This window comes from Prevotella sp. P5-126 (assembly GCF_002251185.1).
GTDB lineage: Bacteria > Bacteroidota > Bacteroidia > Bacteroidales > Bacteroidaceae > Prevotella.
Genome location: NZ_NPIZ01000053.1, coordinates 49790 through 68063, shown reverse-complemented (window position 1 = coordinate 68063; position 18274 = coordinate 49790). Strand labels below are relative to the sequence as shown.

Annotated in this window: 17 protein-coding genes; 2 read left to right on the top strand and 15 right to left on the bottom strand. The window is 45.8% G+C overall.

The genetic code is table 11. The features are described 5' to 3' along the window. Positions 1 to 4: 4 nt before the first annotated feature. The 5 genes from CIK90_RS05240 to CIK90_RS05220 form a co-directional block, all read right to left on the bottom strand. Positions 5 to 1345, bottom strand: coding sequence for a DUF2851 family protein (locus CIK90_RS05240; protein WP_094391498.1), 1341 nt, complete (start codon positions 1343 to 1345; stop codon positions 5 to 7). A 176-nt stretch (positions 1346 to 1521) separates the two neighbouring features. Then, entirely contained in the window at positions 1522 to 2409 is an 888-nt protein-coding gene (locus tag CIK90_RS05235) for a LysR substrate-binding domain-containing protein (protein ID WP_094439920.1), read from the bottom strand. 1 nt (position 2410) lies between these two features. After that, entirely contained in the window at positions 2411 to 2902 is a 492-nt protein-coding gene (locus CIK90_RS05230) for a threonine/serine exporter family protein (protein WP_094391496.1), read from the bottom strand. Between the two features lie 12 nt (positions 2903 to 2914). Continuing rightward, a complete protein-coding gene (locus CIK90_RS05225; RefSeq protein WP_094464518.1) occupies positions 2915 to 3697 on the bottom strand; it encodes a threonine/serine exporter ThrE family protein in 783 nt (260 codons plus the stop codon). Then, the gene (locus tag CIK90_RS05220; protein ID WP_094391494.1) at positions 3669 to 3917 is read right to left on the bottom strand and encodes a hypothetical protein; all 249 of its coding nucleotides are present in this window, start codon (positions 3915 to 3917) and stop codon (positions 3669 to 3671) included. Before CIK90_RS05220 ends, CIK90_RS05225 begins: the two co-directional genes overlap by 29 nt. Positions 3918 to 4193: 276 nt before the next feature. On the opposite strand from CIK90_RS05220, the gene pnp reads away from it, so the two are divergent. Next, on the top strand, positions 4194 to 6503 hold the full coding sequence (gene pnp / locus CIK90_RS05215; protein WP_094439917.1) for a polyribonucleotide nucleotidyltransferase: 2310 nt from the start codon (positions 4194 to 4196) through the stop codon (positions 6501 to 6503). A gap of 757 nt (positions 6504 to 7260) precedes the next feature. Here the strand turns inward: pnp and CIK90_RS05210 are convergent. The 7 genes from CIK90_RS05210 to CIK90_RS05180 all read right to left on the bottom strand — a co-directional run bounded on the left by CIK90_RS05210 (position 7261) and on the right by CIK90_RS05180 (position 14485). Further along, complete coding sequence (locus tag CIK90_RS05210) at positions 7261 to 7653, bottom strand: hypothetical protein (protein WP_094391492.1); 393 nt, start codon at positions 7651 to 7653, stop codon at positions 7261 to 7263. 2 nt (positions 7654 to 7655) lie between these two features. Next, a complete protein-coding gene (locus CIK90_RS05205; RefSeq protein WP_094464517.1) occupies positions 7656 to 8630 on the bottom strand; it encodes a hypothetical protein in 975 nt (324 codons plus the stop codon). Positions 8631 to 8795: 165 nt separating this feature from the next. Beyond that, positions 8796 to 9203, bottom strand: coding sequence for a hypothetical protein (locus CIK90_RS05200; protein WP_094391490.1), 408 nt, complete (start codon positions 9201 to 9203; stop codon positions 8796 to 8798). Positions 9204 to 9245: 42 nt separating this feature from the next. After that, complete coding sequence (locus CIK90_RS05195) at positions 9246 to 11021, bottom strand: hypothetical protein (RefSeq protein ID WP_094464516.1); 1776 nt, start codon at positions 11019 to 11021, stop codon at positions 9246 to 9248. A gap of 311 nt (positions 11022 to 11332) precedes the next feature. Beyond that, positions 11333 to 12883 (bottom strand): carbon-nitrogen hydrolase family protein, encoded by a 1551-nt coding sequence (locus CIK90_RS05190; RefSeq protein ID WP_094434746.1) that lies wholly within the window; start codon positions 12881 to 12883, stop codon positions 11333 to 11335. Positions 12884 to 12958: 75 nt separating this feature from the next. Beyond that, the gene (locus CIK90_RS05185; protein ID WP_094391487.1) at positions 12959 to 13873 is read right to left on the bottom strand and encodes a YafY family protein; all 915 of its coding nucleotides are present in this window, start codon (positions 13871 to 13873) and stop codon (positions 12959 to 12961) included. A gap of 3 nt (positions 13874 to 13876) precedes the next feature. Continuing rightward, positions 13877 to 14485: a ribonuclease HII gene (locus CIK90_RS05180; protein ID WP_094434742.1), complete on the bottom strand. Its 609-nt coding sequence runs from the start codon at positions 14483 to 14485 to the stop codon at positions 13877 to 13879. A gap of 122 nt (positions 14486 to 14607) precedes the next feature. On the opposite strand from CIK90_RS05180, the gene CIK90_RS05175 reads away from it, so the two are divergent. Continuing rightward, a complete protein-coding gene (locus tag CIK90_RS05175) occupies positions 14608 to 14889 on the top strand; it encodes a hypothetical protein (protein ID WP_094391485.1) in 282 nt (93 codons plus the stop codon). A 38-nt stretch (positions 14890 to 14927) separates the two neighbouring features. Here the strand turns inward: CIK90_RS05175 and CIK90_RS05170 are convergent, their stop codons facing one another. From CIK90_RS05170 to sufC, 3 genes are read right to left on the bottom strand one after another with little or no spacing between them, the layout of a single operon-like run. Beyond that, entirely contained in the window at positions 14928 to 16142 is a 1215-nt protein-coding gene (locus CIK90_RS05170; protein ID WP_094464515.1) for an aminotransferase class V-fold PLP-dependent enzyme, read from the bottom strand. A gap of 14 nt (positions 16143 to 16156) precedes the next feature. Further along, a complete protein-coding gene (sufD, locus tag CIK90_RS05165; protein ID WP_094391483.1) occupies positions 16157 to 17488 on the bottom strand; it encodes a Fe-S cluster assembly protein SufD in 1332 nt (443 codons plus the stop codon). After that, on the bottom strand, positions 17489 to 18244 hold the full coding sequence (gene sufC, locus CIK90_RS05160; protein ID WP_094464514.1) for a Fe-S cluster assembly ATPase SufC: 756 nt from the start codon (positions 18242 to 18244) through the stop codon (positions 17489 to 17491). It abuts the gene before it with no gap. Positions 18245 to 18274: the final 30 nt, after the last annotated feature.

Sequence of the window (18274 nt, the reverse complement as noted above, 5' to 3'; positions counted from 1 at the left end):
GTATTTATGATTTGCTATTTATCTGTTCATGGGGCTGCTGTGTTTTGTCTCCTGGTCGGCGAAGGTATTCATAGCCAATGCGGCAGCGCAGACAGTCTTTTCGGTCGCAGTATTCTTTTTTTAGTTGGATAAGTGCTTGCGAATCGCCGGCCGTTTTCACTTTCAGACCGCATTCGCTCCACATGCGGATGATATGGTTGCTCTCGGCGCGGAGCTGTTCCAACAGGTCGAAAGCCCTGTCGCAATATTCCTCTTTGGCAGTGTGACGACCGTAAGCAAAGAGCATCGGTATGCAAGTGTTGATGAGCAATAGGTTGATAGAGAATGGCGACAGATGTTTAGTGTTGCTTTCACTCTCCTGTCCGAAAGTGTAGTGAGTCTTCCAGTAGTCGGATACGTGGGTGCCCATCATATTCTGCAACTCTGCCACAGTTTTGCAATCGGTCAGTTGCGAGAGACTTGTTTTACGCTCATGATAGAGACATGCCAGTTGTGACAAACGGATATAGGGGAAATTCTGAGGTCTCAGTCGTAGGAAACGCCAGCGGTGGTGGTCCATCGGTTGGAGTGAGAATTTATGGGCAAGGTATGTATATTCCTTACTAAGGCGCTGAAAGTATGGGTCAGCAACGGCTTCGTCGCGGTAGCGCTGTGGAATGGATTCGGGTGTTAGTAATCCTGCTTGTCCCATGAAAATGGCTTCCACTTGAAACTGATCATCGCGATGATGTCCCACAGCCGATAGGGGAATGTGTGCTGCCCACTCTTCGAAACTGTCTCCGTTGATGCCGAAACCATAGTTGCGCGCCAAGGTCATGAAGTAAGCGTCTTCCCACGAACCACCCAATCTACGTGCGCGTTCAGCTATAGCCTCCGTTTTTTGCTCCAACCGCTCGGTTTGCAAAGCAGCCATCCAAGCATGGATGGTGATGGGAGCCAATTGAGGAATGATACGGTAGCACGGCGGATATTGGTCGGTACGTAGCAACTCCTCATAGTTGTCGATGACTTGTTGAGGCACATCGATCTGCATTTGTGGTATGAAATGACCCAATGTATTGGTCACATCGCAGTCGATGATGCCAGCTACATGCAGTACTACATTGTCGTAGGCAGCATCATGGTCATGACCATGCAGAAACCAATCGCTTGATTTGTCGTGGATTTCTACATTGCCCACCCATAGCGTCTGACCGATTTTTACCTTGGCATTGAAGAAATCGGGACCGCTGTTGCGATTATGAAGACCAGGGTCTATCACCTCTATCGGTCGTCCGTCGGTGGTGGCAAGTGGTCTGGCAGGCAGCAAACGGTGCTTCCAGACATAGTGTAGGAGTTGTTCCATGCGGCATGAAATAATAATGGTGCAAAGTTACGCAAATTATTTTTTTTTGGCAACTTTACACCATTTCTTTTTACTCCCAATCGGTTATAGAGATTCTATTTATCCCTACTTTTCGGTTTAATATGCGATTGGAGGATAGTCATGTAGCATTTGAATGATGGGGTCAGCACTTGCATTTACATCTTGTAGAAGGCGATATACTCTTTCAGCAGACGGAGCATTTCGTCGGCAGCATGCTTCCGATATACTCCTTTCAACGTATGGAAACATCCCACCATACTACTTTCTTCCCCTTCAAGAGGAATGGCGCATAGGTCTGGTGTGGTGGCAACAGCTGAACAAGACAGCACGGTCAGCATCTTGCTCTTACGCACCAGGCGCAATAAGGGCGTGGCAATGTTCAGTTCCACACGTGTGTTGAGAGTTATGTTGTGCGCAACCAGCAGACGTTCCAATACGTTGCGCGCCTGTAAGCCCTTTGCTGGAAGTGCAAACGAATAGTTGGCAATGTCGGCAAGAGTCAGCGAAGGGCGTGATGCCAGCTCGTGGTCTTGCGGTACAACCACCCCCAACTGGTCTTTGAAGAGTTCTACCGATTCCACTTTCTTGCTGATATGAGTGGGCTTGTATGACAGCACTACATCCAATTCATGACGGCACAACTTGTCGATAAGTTCTTCCATACGCAAGTATGTGATATCAATGTGCGTGTTGGGATAGAGACGGCAGAATTCTGTCACCACTTCAGCAGTCATCAATGAAAAGGAGTGGGTGACACCAATGCGGAGCGTTCCACATTTCATCTGCGTCAGATCGGTCATTCGTGCCATGCAGTCATCGGCAGCAGTCACCGTGCGGTTGGCATAATCCACAAGTTCCTTACCAGCTTCTGTCAGATGTACTTCGTGACTGTTACGGTCGAACAGCACCACGCCGAGCTCAGTTTCCAACTGTTTAATAGTTTGTGTTAGTGTGCTTTGGGTGATGTACAATTGCTTAGAAGCTTCTGAGAAATTGAGAGTCTCAGAGACTTTTAGGAAGAAACGAAGCTGTCTTAGTTCCATGTTATGCTGTTTTTGTATCGCTATTATCAGTTTGTCTGCGTGCATCCACTATGATGGGAACTGTCGCACCAAGTACCATCAGTATGACAATGATGACGCATACCATGCCATTGTAACTAAACAGATAGAAGGCATGGGTGAATGTTTCGGCATCCTTGCTCATAATGCATTGTAGCAATCCCTCAACCGAACGATAGGCATACATACCCGGAATCATCGGTAAGAGAGCGGGAAATGCCAGCGCTTCGGCAGGAATACGCCAGTGGCGGCTCGCTTTCGGTGCAAAGAATCCAATGACCAATGCACCGATAAAGGCTGCTGGAATCAGTCCCCAACCGCAGGCATGGGTCAGCACGAAACGTGTGGCATGACCTGCTGCCGCAAGCAGTGCACATCCTTTGAAAGCTTGGAGAGGCACATTGCTGATGCTTCCGAAACCGATGGCGGCAATGGCGGCAAAGAAACCGTCCAACAGGATATCTGTCATAATCATAACGTAAAGTCTTTAGAAATATTGTATGTTCATTAAAAGAATGCCTACCGATAGGCCGATACCCAAGCATGCTGTCAGCACAGATGCTTCGATGAAACGGCTGATGCAGCAGAGTAAATGTCCGTGGATAAGGTCGCTGACGGAGTTGATGTATGGGATGCCAGGTACAAGATATAACACACTGGTACCTAGTGCAATGTCTGGTGTGTCGGTGCAATGGAACATAAAACCTGCACAGGCGATGACTGATGAACAACAAGCAGCGCAAAGTACAGCCAGGCGCATATCCCATTTCCATTCTTTATGCAAAGCATTCTTAATCCAGAAACCATTGACAGTGGCAATAAATACAATGAGCATGGCTCTCCAATCGCCTTCAAACAAACGGCAGAACGAAGCATTGGCAAGGCCAGTGAGCAGCGTTACCAACCAAGGGTTGAGTCGTGGTTTCTTCATGATGCTACGAAATTCGTTTTTTGCATCTTTCAGTGTGATGCCATTGTCGCGGATATCCCATGACAAGTGACTCAGACGGGAAATGACATAGAAGTTGAGGCCTGTGACAGGCAATTTCTCTCCAACGGAAAAGGACTGACTATGATCCTTGTCCCATACAGTGGTCATAACCGTATGGGGTAAGATGGTGATCTCTGCTGTTGTTCCGTATGCTTCGGCAATACGGTGTACCGTCTTTTCGCAACGGGCGGATGAACCGCCGGCAGCCAGCATGGTTGCGGCATAGGTGGCAAGAAAATGGGCAGTTTCTTTAGAGCTGTTCAAGTTCGTAGTCGTCATATACCATGCCTGTTTCGTTGTCCTTAATCATCACTTCCTCTTCTGCCATGTGGCCAGCTGTTACGTAGTCGTAACATTCGTTGTTGAGAAATAGTTTCTCTTGACAGCCCAGAGTTCTCTTCTTGTAATTTTGGAAAGCGAAAGTGAACTTTTTCAACGCCACAACAAACAAAGGCATAGCCAATGAAACAGCTAAAATAACTAATCTATAAGTCTCCATAATTTATATATTTTTTTTCTTTCTTTTTATATGTAAAAACGAGGGTTGAGCGATATCGCTTTCCTCGAAAGCGTGTGCAAAGGTCTCGCTTTTTATCCATATCTTTTTGCATTGGCTATTAAAAATACCGAATGCCGCTATCGGTACCTATATCCCCACGATAGAAAACGGTTGTGGCAAATTCATAAAAAAAGAAAAATATCGGCAGATTATTCGTTTATTACCAATAAAATAGGTAATTTTGCATGAATTATTTATTTAGACGTAAAAAATAAGATGAACGTAATTACGAAAAGTATTCAGTTGCCTGATGGAAGAACCATCACAATTGAAACCGGGAAAGTGGCAAAGCAGGCTGACGGAAGCGTTGTTCTCCGTATGAACAACACCGTACTTCTGGCCACTGTTTGTGCCGCAAAAGATGCAGTTCCTGGAACAGATTTCATGCCTCTGCAGGTTGACTACAGAGAGCAGTATGCCGCCGCAGGTCGATTCCCCGGTGGTTTCACTAAACGCGAAGGCAAAGCCAGTGACAACGAAATCCTTACCAGCCGTCTGGTGGACCGTGTGCTCCGTCCGCTGTTCCCTTCTAACTATCACGCTGAAGTTTATGTGAATGTAATGCTTCTGAGTGCAGATGGTGTTGACCAACCCGATGCATTGGCAGGATTCGCCGCATCAGCAGCATTGGCATGTTCGGATATTCCCTTCGAGTGCCCCATCAGTGAGGTTCGTGTAGCTCGTGTTAATGGCGAGTTTGTTATCGACCCAACCTTCGAACAGATGAAGGAAGCTGACATGGACATCATGGTTGGTGCTTCTGCCGAAAACATCATGATGGTGGAAGGCGAAATGAAGGAAGTTTCAGAGCAAGATATGATTGGCGCACTGAAAGCAGCGATGGCTGCTATCAAGCCTATGTGTGAATTGCAAACCGCACTGAGCAAGGAACTCGGTACCGATGTGAAGCGCGAATACGATCACGAAGTCAACGATGAAGAACTGCGTGAGCAGATGAACAAGGAACTCTATCAGCCTTCGTACGACGTGACCAAGCAGGCTCTTGAGAAACATGCGCGTGCTGAGGCATTCGAAAAGATATTGGCAGATTTCAAGGAGCAGTATGCTACTGCACATGCCGATCTCACCGAAGATGAGCTCGAAGAGAAATATGCCATGATGGACCGTTACTATCATGATGTGGAGCGCGACGCTATGCGACGTTGCATTTTGGATGAGGGTATTCGTCTTGATGGTCGTAAGACCGACGAGATTCGTCCTATTTGGTGCGAGGTTTCTCCACTGCCCATGCCTCACGGAAGCTCTATCTTTACACGTGGTGAGACACAGTCTCTGACCACTTGTACTCTCGGCACTAAACTCGATGAGAAACTTGTTGACGATGTACTTGACAAGAGCTATCAGCGCTTCTTGCTCCATTATAACTTCCCTCCATTCTGTACTGGTGAGGCCAAAGCCCAGCGTGGCGTGGGTCGTCGTGAAATTGGTCACGGTCACTTGGCATGGCGTGGTTTGAAGGGTCAGATACCTGAGGACTTCCCTTATACCGTACGTCTGGTATCTCAGATTCTCGAGTCTAACGGTTCTTCATCTATGGCTACCGTTTGTGCAGGTACGCTTGCCCTGATGGATGCAGGTGTTCCTATGAAGAAGCCTGTATCAGGTATTGCCATGGGTCTGATTAAGAATCCCGGTGAAGATAAATATGCTGTATTGAGCGATATCCTCGGCGACGAGGACCATTTGGGTGATATGGACTTCAAGACCACTGGTACTAAGGACGGTCTGACAGCCACTCAGATGGATATCAAGTGCGACGGTCTGTCGTTCGAAATCTTGGAAAAAGCTCTTATGCAGGCTAAGGCTGGCCGTGAGCACATCCTTAAATGCATCACCGATACTATTGCTGAGCCACGTGCTGAGCTTAAACCACACGTACCCCGCATCGTAGCCTTTGAGATTCCTAAGGAGTTCATTGGTGCTGTGATTGGCCCGGGCGGAAAGATCATTCAGCAGATGCAGGAGGATACCGGTGCTACTATCACTATCGATGAAGAGGATGGCGTTGGTAAGATTCAGGTGAGCGGTCCCGATAAGAACAGCATCGATGCTGCTATTGCCAAGATTCGTGCCATTGTGGCTATTCCTGAGATTGGTGAGGTTTACGAGGGTACCGTACGCAGCATCATGCCTTATGGTTGCTTTGTAGAGTTCATGCCAGGCAAGGATGGTTTGCTTCATATTTCAGAAATTGACTGGAAGCGTTTGGAGACCGTAGAGGAAGCTGGTATCAAGGAAGGCGATAAGATTAAGGTGAAACTGCTGGAGATTGATCCTAAGACCGGTAAGTTCAAACTCTCTCATCGCGTTCTTATTGATAAGCCTGAGGGATATGTTGAGCGTCCTGCACGTCGCGACCGTAGCGAGCGTCGCCCCCGTCCTGAGCGTGGCGAGCGTCGTCAGCACAACGATCACCGCGAGCGTCCACAGCGCAACGACGAATTCCATGAGCCCAACAACGAGCCCAAGGATTTCAGCGATGCTCTCGACAAAATGGACTTCTAATTGCAGCGAATCATATAGCTGAAAAATAATCTAAAGTGTCCTGCTGAAGCTTTACGGCTTTGCAAGACACTTTTCCGTTTTCTAGAGTTATACAAGAATTTTATTTTTCAGAAAATTTCGACCACTCGACCACCGATGTGTGCATCACGTTATCGTTCAGTACTTTAGGCGGTGGTCGAAACTGTTTCTATCGACCACCCATCGACCACCAAATTGCGAAAGCATATCTGCGATGCTCATATCTATTCGAATGTCGCTCAGAAATAAAATAGATCGATATTCTTTTGATAACGTTTTGCCAAGCTGTGCCAAATGTTTTGCAAAAGTATTGTTCAACGTTTGGCAAAGGTATAGTCTAACGTTTGGCCAAGGTATAGTCCAACGTTTGGCAAAGGTATAGTCTAACGTATGATAAAGGTATTGTCAACGTTTGACAAAGATATTATCCAACGTTTGACAAAGGTATTATCCAACGTTTGACAAAGGTATTATCCAACGTTTGATAAAAGTATTATCCAACGTTTGATAAAAGTATTATCCAACGTTTGATAAAAGTTTTTTTTCAATATTACACACGAGACATGTTGAAAATCAGATACTTAAAAGACTGATGTGGACCTCTGCTATCTTCATGTTTGATGAGTGTTTGTGAAAAATATGAAACCCATCGCATACGGATGTACACGATGGGCGAAATGAGGTCTAATGATTGTTTTGAGTGAATCTTTTCTGTTAACTTTGTGGTAGCATCAAACCGTTAACCCACTGCATCTTGCTGTTTTTTCTGCTTTTTGGCATCTATGCCTATGCCAACTGTATCACAGACGAGCATGAATGCCCAGAAATTCCAGAATGAACTTTGGAAGATTAATGCAACTATAATACCAATGATATCGATTATTGCCATGCTATAACCAGTAGTTTTACAGTTCTCCAATGCCTTGATAAAACGCTTGTGGTTTATTATAAGCATCACAAGTTCAAACAGTGCAGAAATAACTAAAAGACCGAACGATAGGTTGCTCCATACATCAATCAATAATTCATTGCCTTTAGAAATGTTTTCTATCAAAGGGTCAAAGGTCCATACAAGTAGTCCTGCACGAAAAATCCAAGATGCCCATATTATGCTTTTAGAATATCTGTCCATGCCTATTTCATTTTAGTTTCCCAATATGATATACTATACAAAGCAGTAGAAAAAGCAGCTTTTACTTGCGTTTTCTCTTCTTCTGTCAAATCTGCAGTACTATCGATTATTTCACAATACTTTCCGATGATAAATGCAATGTCTTCAGCGTTTTCTGTATAGCTGTCTAATGCTTCGTCAAACAACCTTATGATTTTATCCGTAGTAGAGTCTGATTCGTTTTTTTCTCCTGTACATATATCAATGGCAATTTGTTTGCATTTCGTTTTTAATTCTTTTGAGTCAATCAAACTTAATTGTAATTCAATAGTTTCTGCATCAATTTTTTTATCTGGATATTTTTCATCATTTTTATCCATGTTTGGTCCACTTGAACCGTCAAATGTGGCAAGTGCAGTATTATGCATTTTTCCTATACATAGTGAAAGTGCATCTAAATTTGATAATAATATGAGATCATTGTTTACAATAGAATCTCCTTTAAGAGCTTCATCCAAATTGGTAATGCCTGATTCAGTAATGTCTCCTTTTTGTGCCAAACTCCTACATAATTCGGATATTGTTTCTATATCAGCATCATTACATTCAAGTTTATGATCCATATCGCGATATTTCCACCAAGAAGAAACACCGCCACCAATCACGCCTCCGATGATGGCGCCAAAGCATCCACCTCGTGATGAATCAATTTGTTTTCCGATTTCATATCCATATTTAACTCCATCGTAGCATCCTTTGAAATCAGCTCTTACCAATTCATTTCTCTTATTTCTATTCCAGTCTTTCCATCCTCTTGTCACAAATGGTGTTTTGAGCTGTTCAAGTTCAGCGTTGATGTTTTCAATTTTGGAGATTACGTCAGGAGTTTTTGCTTTAGGTGTCATTTCCATGTCATAGTTGTCTGATGTACATGCTGTCAGCAGTATAATCATTGTCATTACTGCCATGCCTTTTGAAATACCGATCATTGTTTTCATAATTTGATTGATTTTTGTTGTGTGAATAATTGTTTTGTTTCGATTGCAAAATTAAGCAGAACCAAAACAACGAGCAAAAAATCAATACACGTTAAATTCACAAAACATCAAGTGTGTATTTTGTGTGTATAGAAGTGTGGCTTTAATGGCTTATGAGATAGTAGCTTATGCGCTTTGTGATGTTGATTGTGAAATATCGTCCTTTCTCTTGCGGTTGTGATTAGAGATAAATAGACCGACGAAAATGATGAGGAATACCGTCCATGCTATCCATCGTTGTGAGTCGAAAAGCAGTGCAATGGCAATACCCAAGAAGCAGAGACAGGTGTTGATATTCAGAAAAAGCTGTTCAGATGCCAATTTTTTCAGTGTGTAAGTCCATTTTTTGCTCAATAGTTGTCTGCTGAAGAATACGGCAATAATAATAAGCAAAGCTCCACAGGCTTGGAAACTCCACCATACGAAGGAACTCGAATCGTAGAAGTAGTCTATCATAGGGTCCAATGTACCATGGAAAAACACAGCGGTGTATAGCCATGATTCCAACATCATATTTATGTTTGACCTTTTCATTCTTTTTAGTTTAGGATAAAAATGCGTTGCCGAGTATAGGGATTAGTGTAGAGCCAGCAATTTGTCTTCCAATCCTTTTGCACCTTTCGTGCCAAAGAGTTTTTCGTGTATGCTTGCTTTCGCATTGCTCACTCGTTGCATACTGATATTCATTGCAGCGGCTATTTCCGATGGAATGAAGCAGACGCGGAGTAACACACATACTTGTATTTCAGTTAGCGACAAGTGCTTGGTGGGATTGCATACCACTGCCCAGAAGTCGGGTAGATGGGCTTCTGCCAACTGTACCACCTCCCGTAGGTCGCGCCCAGATGGAATTTTTCCTCGTTCAAGCAATGAGTGGAGATGGCTGATAGCCTTGTCATCGAAGAGTTCGCGCTCTTTGTCCCATGTTTCAATCGATACGTTTTGGTCTAAATAGGTTGCCACTTGAGCGCGCAGCGACTCCAATTCTTCGCCTTTTGCTTGCTTGTATGCGAGGAAATCGTTTTGTAGTGTGTCATATTCGTGGCGTGCATGGTCGTAGGTGGCACGTAGTTGCTGGAAGTACATATTATGGCGTTCAATCTTGATGCGCTGCCACTGTTTATGCCGTTTGTACCACTGGTGACTAATCAATCCCGCGATGCAGAGCACAAATATAACGATAAGGAGTGCAGCAATCATTGTTTTCAGACGCGCTTCCATGTGCTTCTCCACTTCTCCCATGCGATCCTGTGTATAGAGACGGTACATTTCACAGTCGATATTTTCTGCATGCATTTTTTGTAGAGAATCGCAAGCTAAAGTGTAATAAGTGGCATAGCGAGTGGCTTCACGCAGGTTTCCTTTGGCAGTGTAATAACGCATCAAACCACCATTTATGCAGGCTGTCAACGGCATGTCGTTGATATCAGAAAGGTTGGCTTGCATATAATAGAAACCAGCCGAGTCGATATTGTCTTGTAGCTCAGCCAATATGCCTTGGCAGGCATAGTAATTGTTCCACAAGCGATGGTTTGAGGCAAGGTAGTGCATTTCTTGCTGTACTTTTTGCATGACAGATTCTGCAAATTTCCGGTCTGTCTTTTTAGCAATAAGGGGCATTTCTTTCAGGAAGAAACCGACAGCCAACTCGTGATATTGTTGTTTAGCCATGACATCTGCCACTGAGTCGAGCAGTGTTATTGCTCTGTAAGTATCGCCGTTTTGTGCGTAGATGTCTGCCGTTTGTGTTTTAGCCTTGAGAGCATTGACGGTATCGTTGGCTTTGAAAAATGCGTGTTCGGCTTTATGTATGCAGTTCATCTGCATACTATAGACCATCGCCCTTCCGTATGCTTTCGCCATTTGTGCATGGAGTGTGCCCAATAAGTGCCAATCACAGTGTGTATCGGAAGTGTCAGTGTGTGCCACAGCCTTCATATAGTATTGGAGTGCCATGGGCGTATTACCTTTGTAGTCGTAAACGAGTGCAGCCAAATAGTTGGCGCGCACCTGCTCTTTACAAGTGCCATGCAGGTCGTAATAGTTGGCGCTTTCTATGATTATGCTATCTTCCACTATTGTGTTTCCCGTGCGATAGCTTGCGTCAGTCAGTAGCAGATGGTAGGCCATGTATTGGCTTTTGTCCATTTCATTTTGTTCGCTGCTGATGCTATTGAGTAGCAATAGTGCAGAGTCGGGATGTTCGTCCATTATATTTTCTGCATGTTCTAATATGGCAATACTCCTGTTGCTTTTGCCACAGGTGCATAGAAGGATAGTTGTCAGCATTGCCAGAAGCACAATGCTGCACATGTGTTGTAGCTTTTGTTTCTGTCGTGTTGTCAGCTTCATATATTCTCGAATCCTTTTGGGACTATGGGCAGAATGTGTAGTAATACAGTTTGGACTATTTCTTTATTTGTATGGCAAAGGTAGTCAATTTTTTCCTTTTCTGCAAAAAGAACAATCTATTACACATAGAAAACCTTAATTATAGTTGCGTTTGAATACTTCATTTGCTAATAAAGTATGGGAGCAGGAAATGTATTGCCGATGTTCTTGCTGATAAAATGATGTTCGCAGAGTTTTAGGTTGGTGTTCGATGTTCGATGAAAACGAAAAAAATGCGCGTGCGCCCATGCGCACGCGCAAGGAGTATGAGGTTAACCTTCGATATCCTGTTTAGCGGCAGGTTTAATCTTTAGTTCGTAGAGGTCGCCACGACGGTCGCGCAGGTTGCGCACAGCACCATAGGTGTGTAGCTCGTTGAGCAGACTCAGATCTACATCGCTTACCAATATCATCTCGGTGTTGGGTGTTGCCTCGGCACGCATACCGTCGGTGGGGAATGCGAAGTCGCACGGGGTGAACACAGCAGACTGTGCATACTGGATATCCATGTTGTGGACACGCGGCAGGTTGCCCACACTTCCGGCAATTGCCACGTAGCACTCGTTTTCGATGGCACGAGCCTGTGCACAGATGCGAACACGTGAGTAGGCGTTCTTGGTGTCGGTCATGAATGGTACAAAGAGTATCTGCATGCCCTCATCTGCCATCAGGCGTGACAGCTCAGGGAACTCTACATCGTAGCAAATCAGTATGCCGATGCGTCCGCAGTCAGTATCAAAAGTCTGCACATGGCTGCCACCGGTCAGTCCCCAGCATTTCTGTTCGTCGGGAGTGACATGTATCTTTTCAAACATCTCGTATGATCCGTCGCGACGGCAAAGGAAGCCCACATTGTAGAGAGCACCATCGTCTTTAACGTAAGGCATACTACCTGTGATGATGTTGATATTATAGCTGATAGCCATTTCAACGAAGCGGTCGCGGATTTTCTCCGTATATTGTGCCATGGCACGGATAGACTGTGCCTCGCCCATATCGTTGAACTTCGCCATCAGTGGAGCGTTGAAGTATTCGGGGAAGAGGATGAAATCGCTCTTGTAGTCGGATACGGAATCGACAAAGAACTCTACCTGTTCGAACAAATCATCGAGCGTATGGTAGGGGCGCATCTGCCATTGTACCATACCGATCCGTACCGTGGGACGCTTTTCCACTACATTGTTGGATGGCTGATAGTAGATATTGTCCCATTGCAGCAGTGTGGCACAATGTTTCGACTCCTCGTCGTTGGGCAGATAGTTGCGGATGACACGACGCACGTGGAAGTCGTTGGACAGTTGGAAAGTAAGTACCGGGTCGTATATCTCTCGCGTGCGTACCTTTTCTATATATTCCTTAGGACGCATGGTGTCGGCATAGAGGTGGTAGTTGGGTATTCTACCGCCAAACATGATGGCCTTGAGGTTGAGTTTCTCACAGAGTTCCTTGCGATATTCGTACATGCGGCGAGCCAGTCGCATGCCACGGTAGTCGGGATGGATAAACACCTCGATGCCATAAAGGATATTGCCGTTGGGGTTGTGAGTGTTGAACGTTTCGTTGCCAGTGACCTGTGCATAGGTGTGGTCGCCTTTCACCTTGTTGTAGTCAACAATGATGGATAGGGCACATCCCACTATCTTATCATCGACCACGATAACAATCTGGCCTTCGGGAAAGATAGTGAGGAGTTTCTTGATTTGTGCGTGAGTCCAGAAGACATCAGCATCGGCATAGATGCGTCGGAATGATCGTGCCAACTGGTCGTAGTCCTCCATTTGGAGGTTGCGCAGTTCTACTTTGTTAGAGTGTGACGTTTCCATAATGTACGGGTTATCTTTTGCTGTTTTCTTTTTACCGACGCAAAAGTACTAATTATTCCTTTATGTTGAACACTATCATGGTGTGTTTTTTATCTTTTCTTCCATCTCCTTGACTTTGTCGTGGATATATTTACAGAAACCAGAGTCTTCCAATACTTCGATATCAGAAAACAGTCCCATGACAAAACGACCTATACCAATATAGCTGCACACATCGAGTTCAAGTATCCAATGGGTGTCATTGTCTTTACTGATATAGGCTGCCGATAATGGATATTCTTCTTGTATGATATTGGCTGATAGGCGGCCCAGACGTAGTTTGATACGCATCTGTTGTTCGCCGCTGAACATGAAGATGTCGGTGTACATCTGTCGATGCTGCCTTTCGTGCTGCCATTCGTCGGCCAACAACTCTACCGATTCCATGCGTGCCACCTTGAAGGTCTTGTTCATCTTTGATGTTAATTCATAGCAACGCACCTCGCGATTGTCGTTCATCAACATGAACGGTTCGACAATGCGATCGCTCACCGAGTTGCTGTGTGGCGATGAATAATGGTGGAGAATGACGTTGCGATGATATTTGATGGCATCGTAGAGGACGCTGATATTCAAAGCCTGCTGTTCGCGCAACTGGGCATCGGCAAGGATATTAAAATCGTAGAGCGTGTCGAGCTTCCTCTTTAGATGGGCCACCAGTGCTCCCTGACCACCATAGTTTTCAAGCATGCGGCGGATATAGATGGCTTCGTCTTCGGTGAAATGCACTTTGCGGAAGAGCTTGGTGAAGTAGGTGGAGTTTTTGTCGATGGAATAGACGGTACCGCGCTTTTCCACTTCGAAGCCAAAGTCACGGAAAAAATCGAGATAGTAATAGAGCGTGCGCTTTGATAGCTCCATCTTTTCGCAGAGTTGCTGTACGTTGAGCTTCTTGTTTTCGGTAAGTAGAAGCAGCAACGACAGCTCTCGGTTCAGTTTGTCGTGACGCATAGGCTATTCTCCAAAATCGAGTGAAAGCTGCCCATCGCCCAGCAGATTGAAACTCTTGCGGTGATAGGGAGTGATACCGCAACGGCTGATAGCTTCGCGATGCTTCTTGGTGGGATATCCTTTGTTGGAATGCCAGTCGTATTCAGGATATTCCTCTGCCAGTCCATCCATATAGTCGTCGCGGTAAGTCTTGGCAAGAATCGAGGCTGCTGCAATGCTGAGATATTTACCATCACCTTTGACAATAGTGGTGTGGGGCAACTTCTGATAGGGTTTGAAACGGTTGCCATCCACAATAATTGCTTCTGGACGCACTTTCAACTGGTCGAGAGCACGGTGCATGGCGAGTATCGAGGCATTGAGGATGTTAATGCGGTCGATCTCCTCGGCTGTTACGATGCCTACAGCCCATGCCAATGCGTCGCGCTCAATAATCTCGCGCAACTGCTTGCGCTTATGGTCTGTCAATTGTTTCGAGTCGTTGAGCGCCTCGTTGTGGTAGTCTTCAGGAAAGATAACAGCAGCAGCATAGACGCTGCCTGCCAAACATCCACGTCCGGCTTCATCGCATCCTGCTTCTATCTTACCCGTGTAATAATGGCTTGCAAGCATATAATATTGTAAAGAGATGTTAACGATTAAATTCTTTTAACTAAGATATTTTGAAAGTGAACATATTGTGCACAAAATAGTAGTTCCTTTGCAGCATCGAAACAATAAAATCTGAACTGAATATGAAACAGACCATCACTTTGAATCGTAACGAGCGCCTCATGCTCAATGTACAGCGTATAGCCAATCTTGCCAATAAACCCCTTGCGGCTCTTGCCAACTACTATTCGCGATTGCTAGGCGAGAAAGTCAACGTGCGACAGACCTTGTTGCTATGCAATGCACAGGCTGCTTTCTTCTTCCTTGTATTTGCATCTATGTCGTTGGTATTGCGGCTGCTCTGTCTGCTGTGGTTTTGCAACGCATTGCTCAAATGCCGAAACAGCGGACTTGGACGCGACTAATAGTTAATGCCCAATATGCAGAAACTTGACACTGTTGGTCAGAACATCTGACTGACACGGCGTATGCCATTGACCAAAATGTCAATCTCCTCTTTCGTATTGTAAAGGGCAAACGATGCGCGCACCGTGCCGCTGATACCAAGGCGAGTCATCAGGGGTTGGGCGCAATGGTGTCCAGTGCGTACAGCTATGCCAAGGCGATCGAGCAGGGTGCCCATGTCCAGGTGGTGGATATTGCCCACCAGAAAACTGACTACTGCATCTTTGTGTGCTGATGTGCCAAACAGACGCATATCATCGATGGTTGACATCTGCTCCATACAATAATGGGTAAGCATCTGCTCATGGGTTGCTATCTGGTCAAGGCCTAATGCCGAAATATAATCAATAGCAGTGGCGAGGCCGTGGGTTGCTACATAGTCGGGCGTGCCTGCTTCAAATTTAAAGGGCAGGCGTTCAAAAGTGGTTTGTTCCCACGATACTTTATCTATCATTTCGCCGCCACCTTGATAGGGTGGAAGTCTTTCCAACCATTCTTCTTTACCATAGAGCACACCGATACCAGTAGGGCCATACATCTTGTGTCCACTGAAGGCAAAAAAATCGCAATCCAGTTCTTTTACATCAATATGAAAGTGGGGAGTGCTCTGTGCACCATCCACCAATACGGGAATTCCATATTTGTGGGCAATGGTTGTCACATGCTTTACATCGTTTACTGTGCCGAGCACATTGCTTACATGGGCCATGCTCACCAGTTTGGTACGCTCGTTGATCATCTGTTCCAACTGATCCAAACAGAGATCGCCCTTTTCGTCGAAAGGCAGATGACGTACTACGATGCCGCGGCGGTTGGCTTGTAGTTGCCAAGGCACGATGTTGGAGTGGTGCTCCATGTCGGTGACAATAACTTCATCGCCCTCTTTCATCATCTCTTCGCAGAATGATGATGCTACTAGATTGATGGCTTCTGTAGTGCCGCGAGTGAACACAATCTCTTCTGTTTTAGCGGCACCGATGAAAGCACGCACCTTTTCTCTTGCTGCCTCATGTAGGTCGGTGGCCTGTTGCGACAGGTAGTGGACACCGCGATGTACATTGGCATTGACGTTGAGGTACTCCTCTCTCATAGCATCGAGCACGCAGAGAGGTTTCTGAGTGGTGGCTGCATTGTCGAGATAGACAAGTGGACGATCATAGACTTTTCTCGACAGAATGGGGAAATCTTCCCGCACTTTATTGATATCGTACATCTTTTCTTATAATCTTATTTACAGAGTTTGCATCCCACACATTTGCTGAGTTCACCGCGGAAACGCTTTTCTACCAAATAGTGCAGGCGGTCGCGGAGTGGTTCGAGTTGCATCTGATCGACCACCTCGTTGATGAATGCGTTCTGCAACAGCAGTCGTGCCTCTTTTTTCGATATGCCGCGTTGCTGCATGTAGAAGAGGGCCGCATCATTGAGCTGGCCTACTGTACTTCCGTGAGCACATTTTACGTCATCGGCATAAATCTCCAGCATGGGCTGGGTGTACATACGGGCTGTCTTTGAAGCTGTCAAGTTCTGATTGGTCATCTGCGATGAGGTCTTCTGTGCGCCATGTGCCACATAGACTCTTCCTGCAAATGCTCCAACGGCATCTTCGTTGAGCACGTACTTGTAGAGTTCTGTGCTGGTGCAGTGGGGCACCTCATGACGGATGAGCGTGTTGTTATCTACATGTTGTTTCTTGTCGGCAATCACACAGCCATAGCATCCACATTCTGCACCTTCGCCAGCAAAGGTGAGATCAAGGCGGTTGCGTGTCACACCATTGTGAAGGGTTATCACATTGTGGTTGACACGGCTATTAGCTTGTTGCTCTATATATACATTGCTGATACGTACGTTCTTGTGGTGTGTCTCTTCCAAACAATAGAGGTCGAGCGAGGCATTGTTGCCAACAAATGCTTCGATGATCTGTGTGGAAAGGAAATTGCGGTCATCGGCTGCATGGTCGCAGAAGAGCATTTTCAGTTCGGCTCCATCCTCCAGGATAATCATCACGCGGCGGTTGACCATAAGGTCAACATCGCTTCGGAGGATGTTGATGACCTGTATGGCACGTTCCACTTTGGTGTGGCGTGGCACATAAACAAGCAGTCCGTCTTGGGCCAACATGGTGTTGAGAGCTGTTACGGCATCTTCGTCGGTTTTTGCTAAGCGCCCATAGTGGCTTGCCACCAGTTCGGGATGTTCCTTCATTGATCCCACAAAAACACCTTCGGGCAGATGGCCTTTAGGAGTTTCTTGGGTGTAGAAGGCGTCATTGACCATGAAATAAAGCGAAGTAGATAGGTTGGGTACATCGCATCGGAAGGCCTCATAGGGGTCAACGGGGATGTTGAGTCGGTTGAGGTTCAGTCCGTAGTTGGGTTCGAAGAGTTGTTGCAGGTCGGTATATTTATACCGTTCCACCCGTCGGGTGGGGAAGCCCTGCGCTTTGAAATGCTCGAAAGCCTTGTCGCGTATGGCATTCATGTGCTCTGGGGCATGACTGATAATCATCTGCCTTGCTTCCTGATAGAGCTCGATATATTGTTGTTCGCTACCCATTTATTCTTCTCCTATTTCTTCTTTGATCCAGTCGTAACCATGTTCTTGTATCTCTTTGGCCAGGTCTGGACCTCCGGTTTTTACGATGCGTCCCTTGTAGAGCACATGAACAAACTGTGGACGAATCATCTCCAGCAGTCGGTCGTAGTGGGTGATAACGATACAGGAGGTTTGTGGAGTCTGCAGTTTGTTGACTCCTTCTGCAACAATGCGCATGGCATCGACATCGAGGCCTGAGTCGGTCTCGTCGAGAATGCTTAGCTTTGGTTCAAGCATAGCCATTTGGAATACCTCGTTGCGCTTTTTCTCGCCACCGCTGAATCCTTCGTTGACCGAGCGGTTGGCAAGTTTAGAATCGAGTTCTACTATCTTTCGCTTCTCGCGCATCAGTTTTAAGAACTCTGCGGCATTCATTGGTTCAAGACCTTGATATTTCCGTTTTTCGTTAATGGCAGCTTTCATGAAGTTGGTCATCGATACTCCGGGAATCTCCACAGGATATTGGAACGAAAGGAACAATCCCTCGTGTGCGCGGTCTTCGGGCTTCATGTCCAATAGATTTTTACCATTGAAATATGCTTCTCCTTCGGTCACTTCGTAGAGTGGATTGCCCACGAGAACGGCACTGAGTGTGCTCTTGCCCGAACCGTTGGGGCCCATGATGGCATGTGTTTCACCGTCGCGAATGGTCAGGTCGATGCCTTTCAGTATTTCTTTGCCAGCAATGGTGGCATGCAGGTTTTTTACCTCTAACATATCTTGAGTCTTTTTATTGTCGTTGTTGTT

Excerpts from the sequence above, each read along its gene's own strand:
- CIK90_RS05230 (WP_094391496.1), bottom strand. The coding sequence starts at position 2,902 with ATGATTATGACAGATATCCTGTTGGACGGTTTCTTTGCCGCCATTGCC.
- CIK90_RS05185 (WP_094391487.1), bottom strand. The coding sequence starts at position 13,873 with ATGCGTCACGACAAACTGAACCGAGAGCTGTCGTTGCTGCTTCTACTT.
- pnp (WP_094439917.1), top strand. The coding sequence starts at position 4,194 with ATGAACGTAATTACGAAAAGTATTCAGTTGCCTGATGGAAGAACCATC.
- CIK90_RS05170 (WP_094464515.1), bottom strand. The coding sequence starts at position 16,142 with ATGTACGATATCAATAAAGTGCGGGAAGATTTCCCCATTCTGTCGAGA.
- CIK90_RS05180 (WP_094434742.1), bottom strand. The coding sequence starts at position 14,485 with ATGCTTGCAAGCCATTATTACACGGGTAAGATAGAAGCAGGATGCGAT.
- CIK90_RS05235 (WP_094439920.1), bottom strand. The coding sequence starts at position 2,409 with ATGGAACTAAGACAGCTTCGTTTCTTCCTAAAAGTCTCTGAGACTCTC.
- CIK90_RS05220 (WP_094391494.1), bottom strand. The coding sequence starts at position 3,917 with ATGGAGACTTATAGATTAGTTATTTTAGCTGTTTCATTGGCTATGCCT.
- sufD (WP_094391483.1), bottom strand. The coding sequence starts at position 17,488 with ATGGGTAGCGAACAACAATATATCGAGCTCTATCAGGAAGCAAGGCAG.
- sufC (WP_094464514.1), bottom strand. The coding sequence starts at position 18,244 with ATGTTAGAGGTAAAAAACCTGCATGCCACCATTGCTGGCAAAGAAATA.
- CIK90_RS05195 (WP_094464516.1), bottom strand. The coding sequence starts at position 11,021 with ATGAAGCTGACAACACGACAGAAACAAAAGCTACAACACATGTGCAGC.
- CIK90_RS05210 (WP_094391492.1), bottom strand. The coding sequence starts at position 7,653 with ATGGACAGATATTCTAAAAGCATAATATGGGCATCTTGGATTTTTCGT.
- CIK90_RS05225 (WP_094464518.1), bottom strand. The coding sequence starts at position 3,697 with ATGACGACTACGAACTTGAACAGCTCTAAAGAAACTGCCCATTTTCTT.
- CIK90_RS05240 (WP_094391498.1), bottom strand. The coding sequence starts at position 1,345 with ATGGAACAACTCCTACACTATGTCTGGAAGCACCGTTTGCTGCCTGCC.
- CIK90_RS05190 (WP_094434746.1), bottom strand. The coding sequence starts at position 12,883 with ATGGAAACGTCACACTCTAACAAAGTAGAACTGCGCAACCTCCAAATG.
- CIK90_RS05200 (WP_094391490.1), bottom strand. The coding sequence starts at position 9,203 with ATGAAAAGGTCAAACATAAATATGATGTTGGAATCATGGCTATACACC.
- CIK90_RS05205 (WP_094464517.1), bottom strand. The coding sequence starts at position 8,630 with ATGAAAACAATGATCGGTATTTCAAAAGGCATGGCAGTAATGACAATG.
- CIK90_RS05175 (WP_094391485.1), top strand. The coding sequence starts at position 14,608 with ATGAAACAGACCATCACTTTGAATCGTAACGAGCGCCTCATGCTCAAT.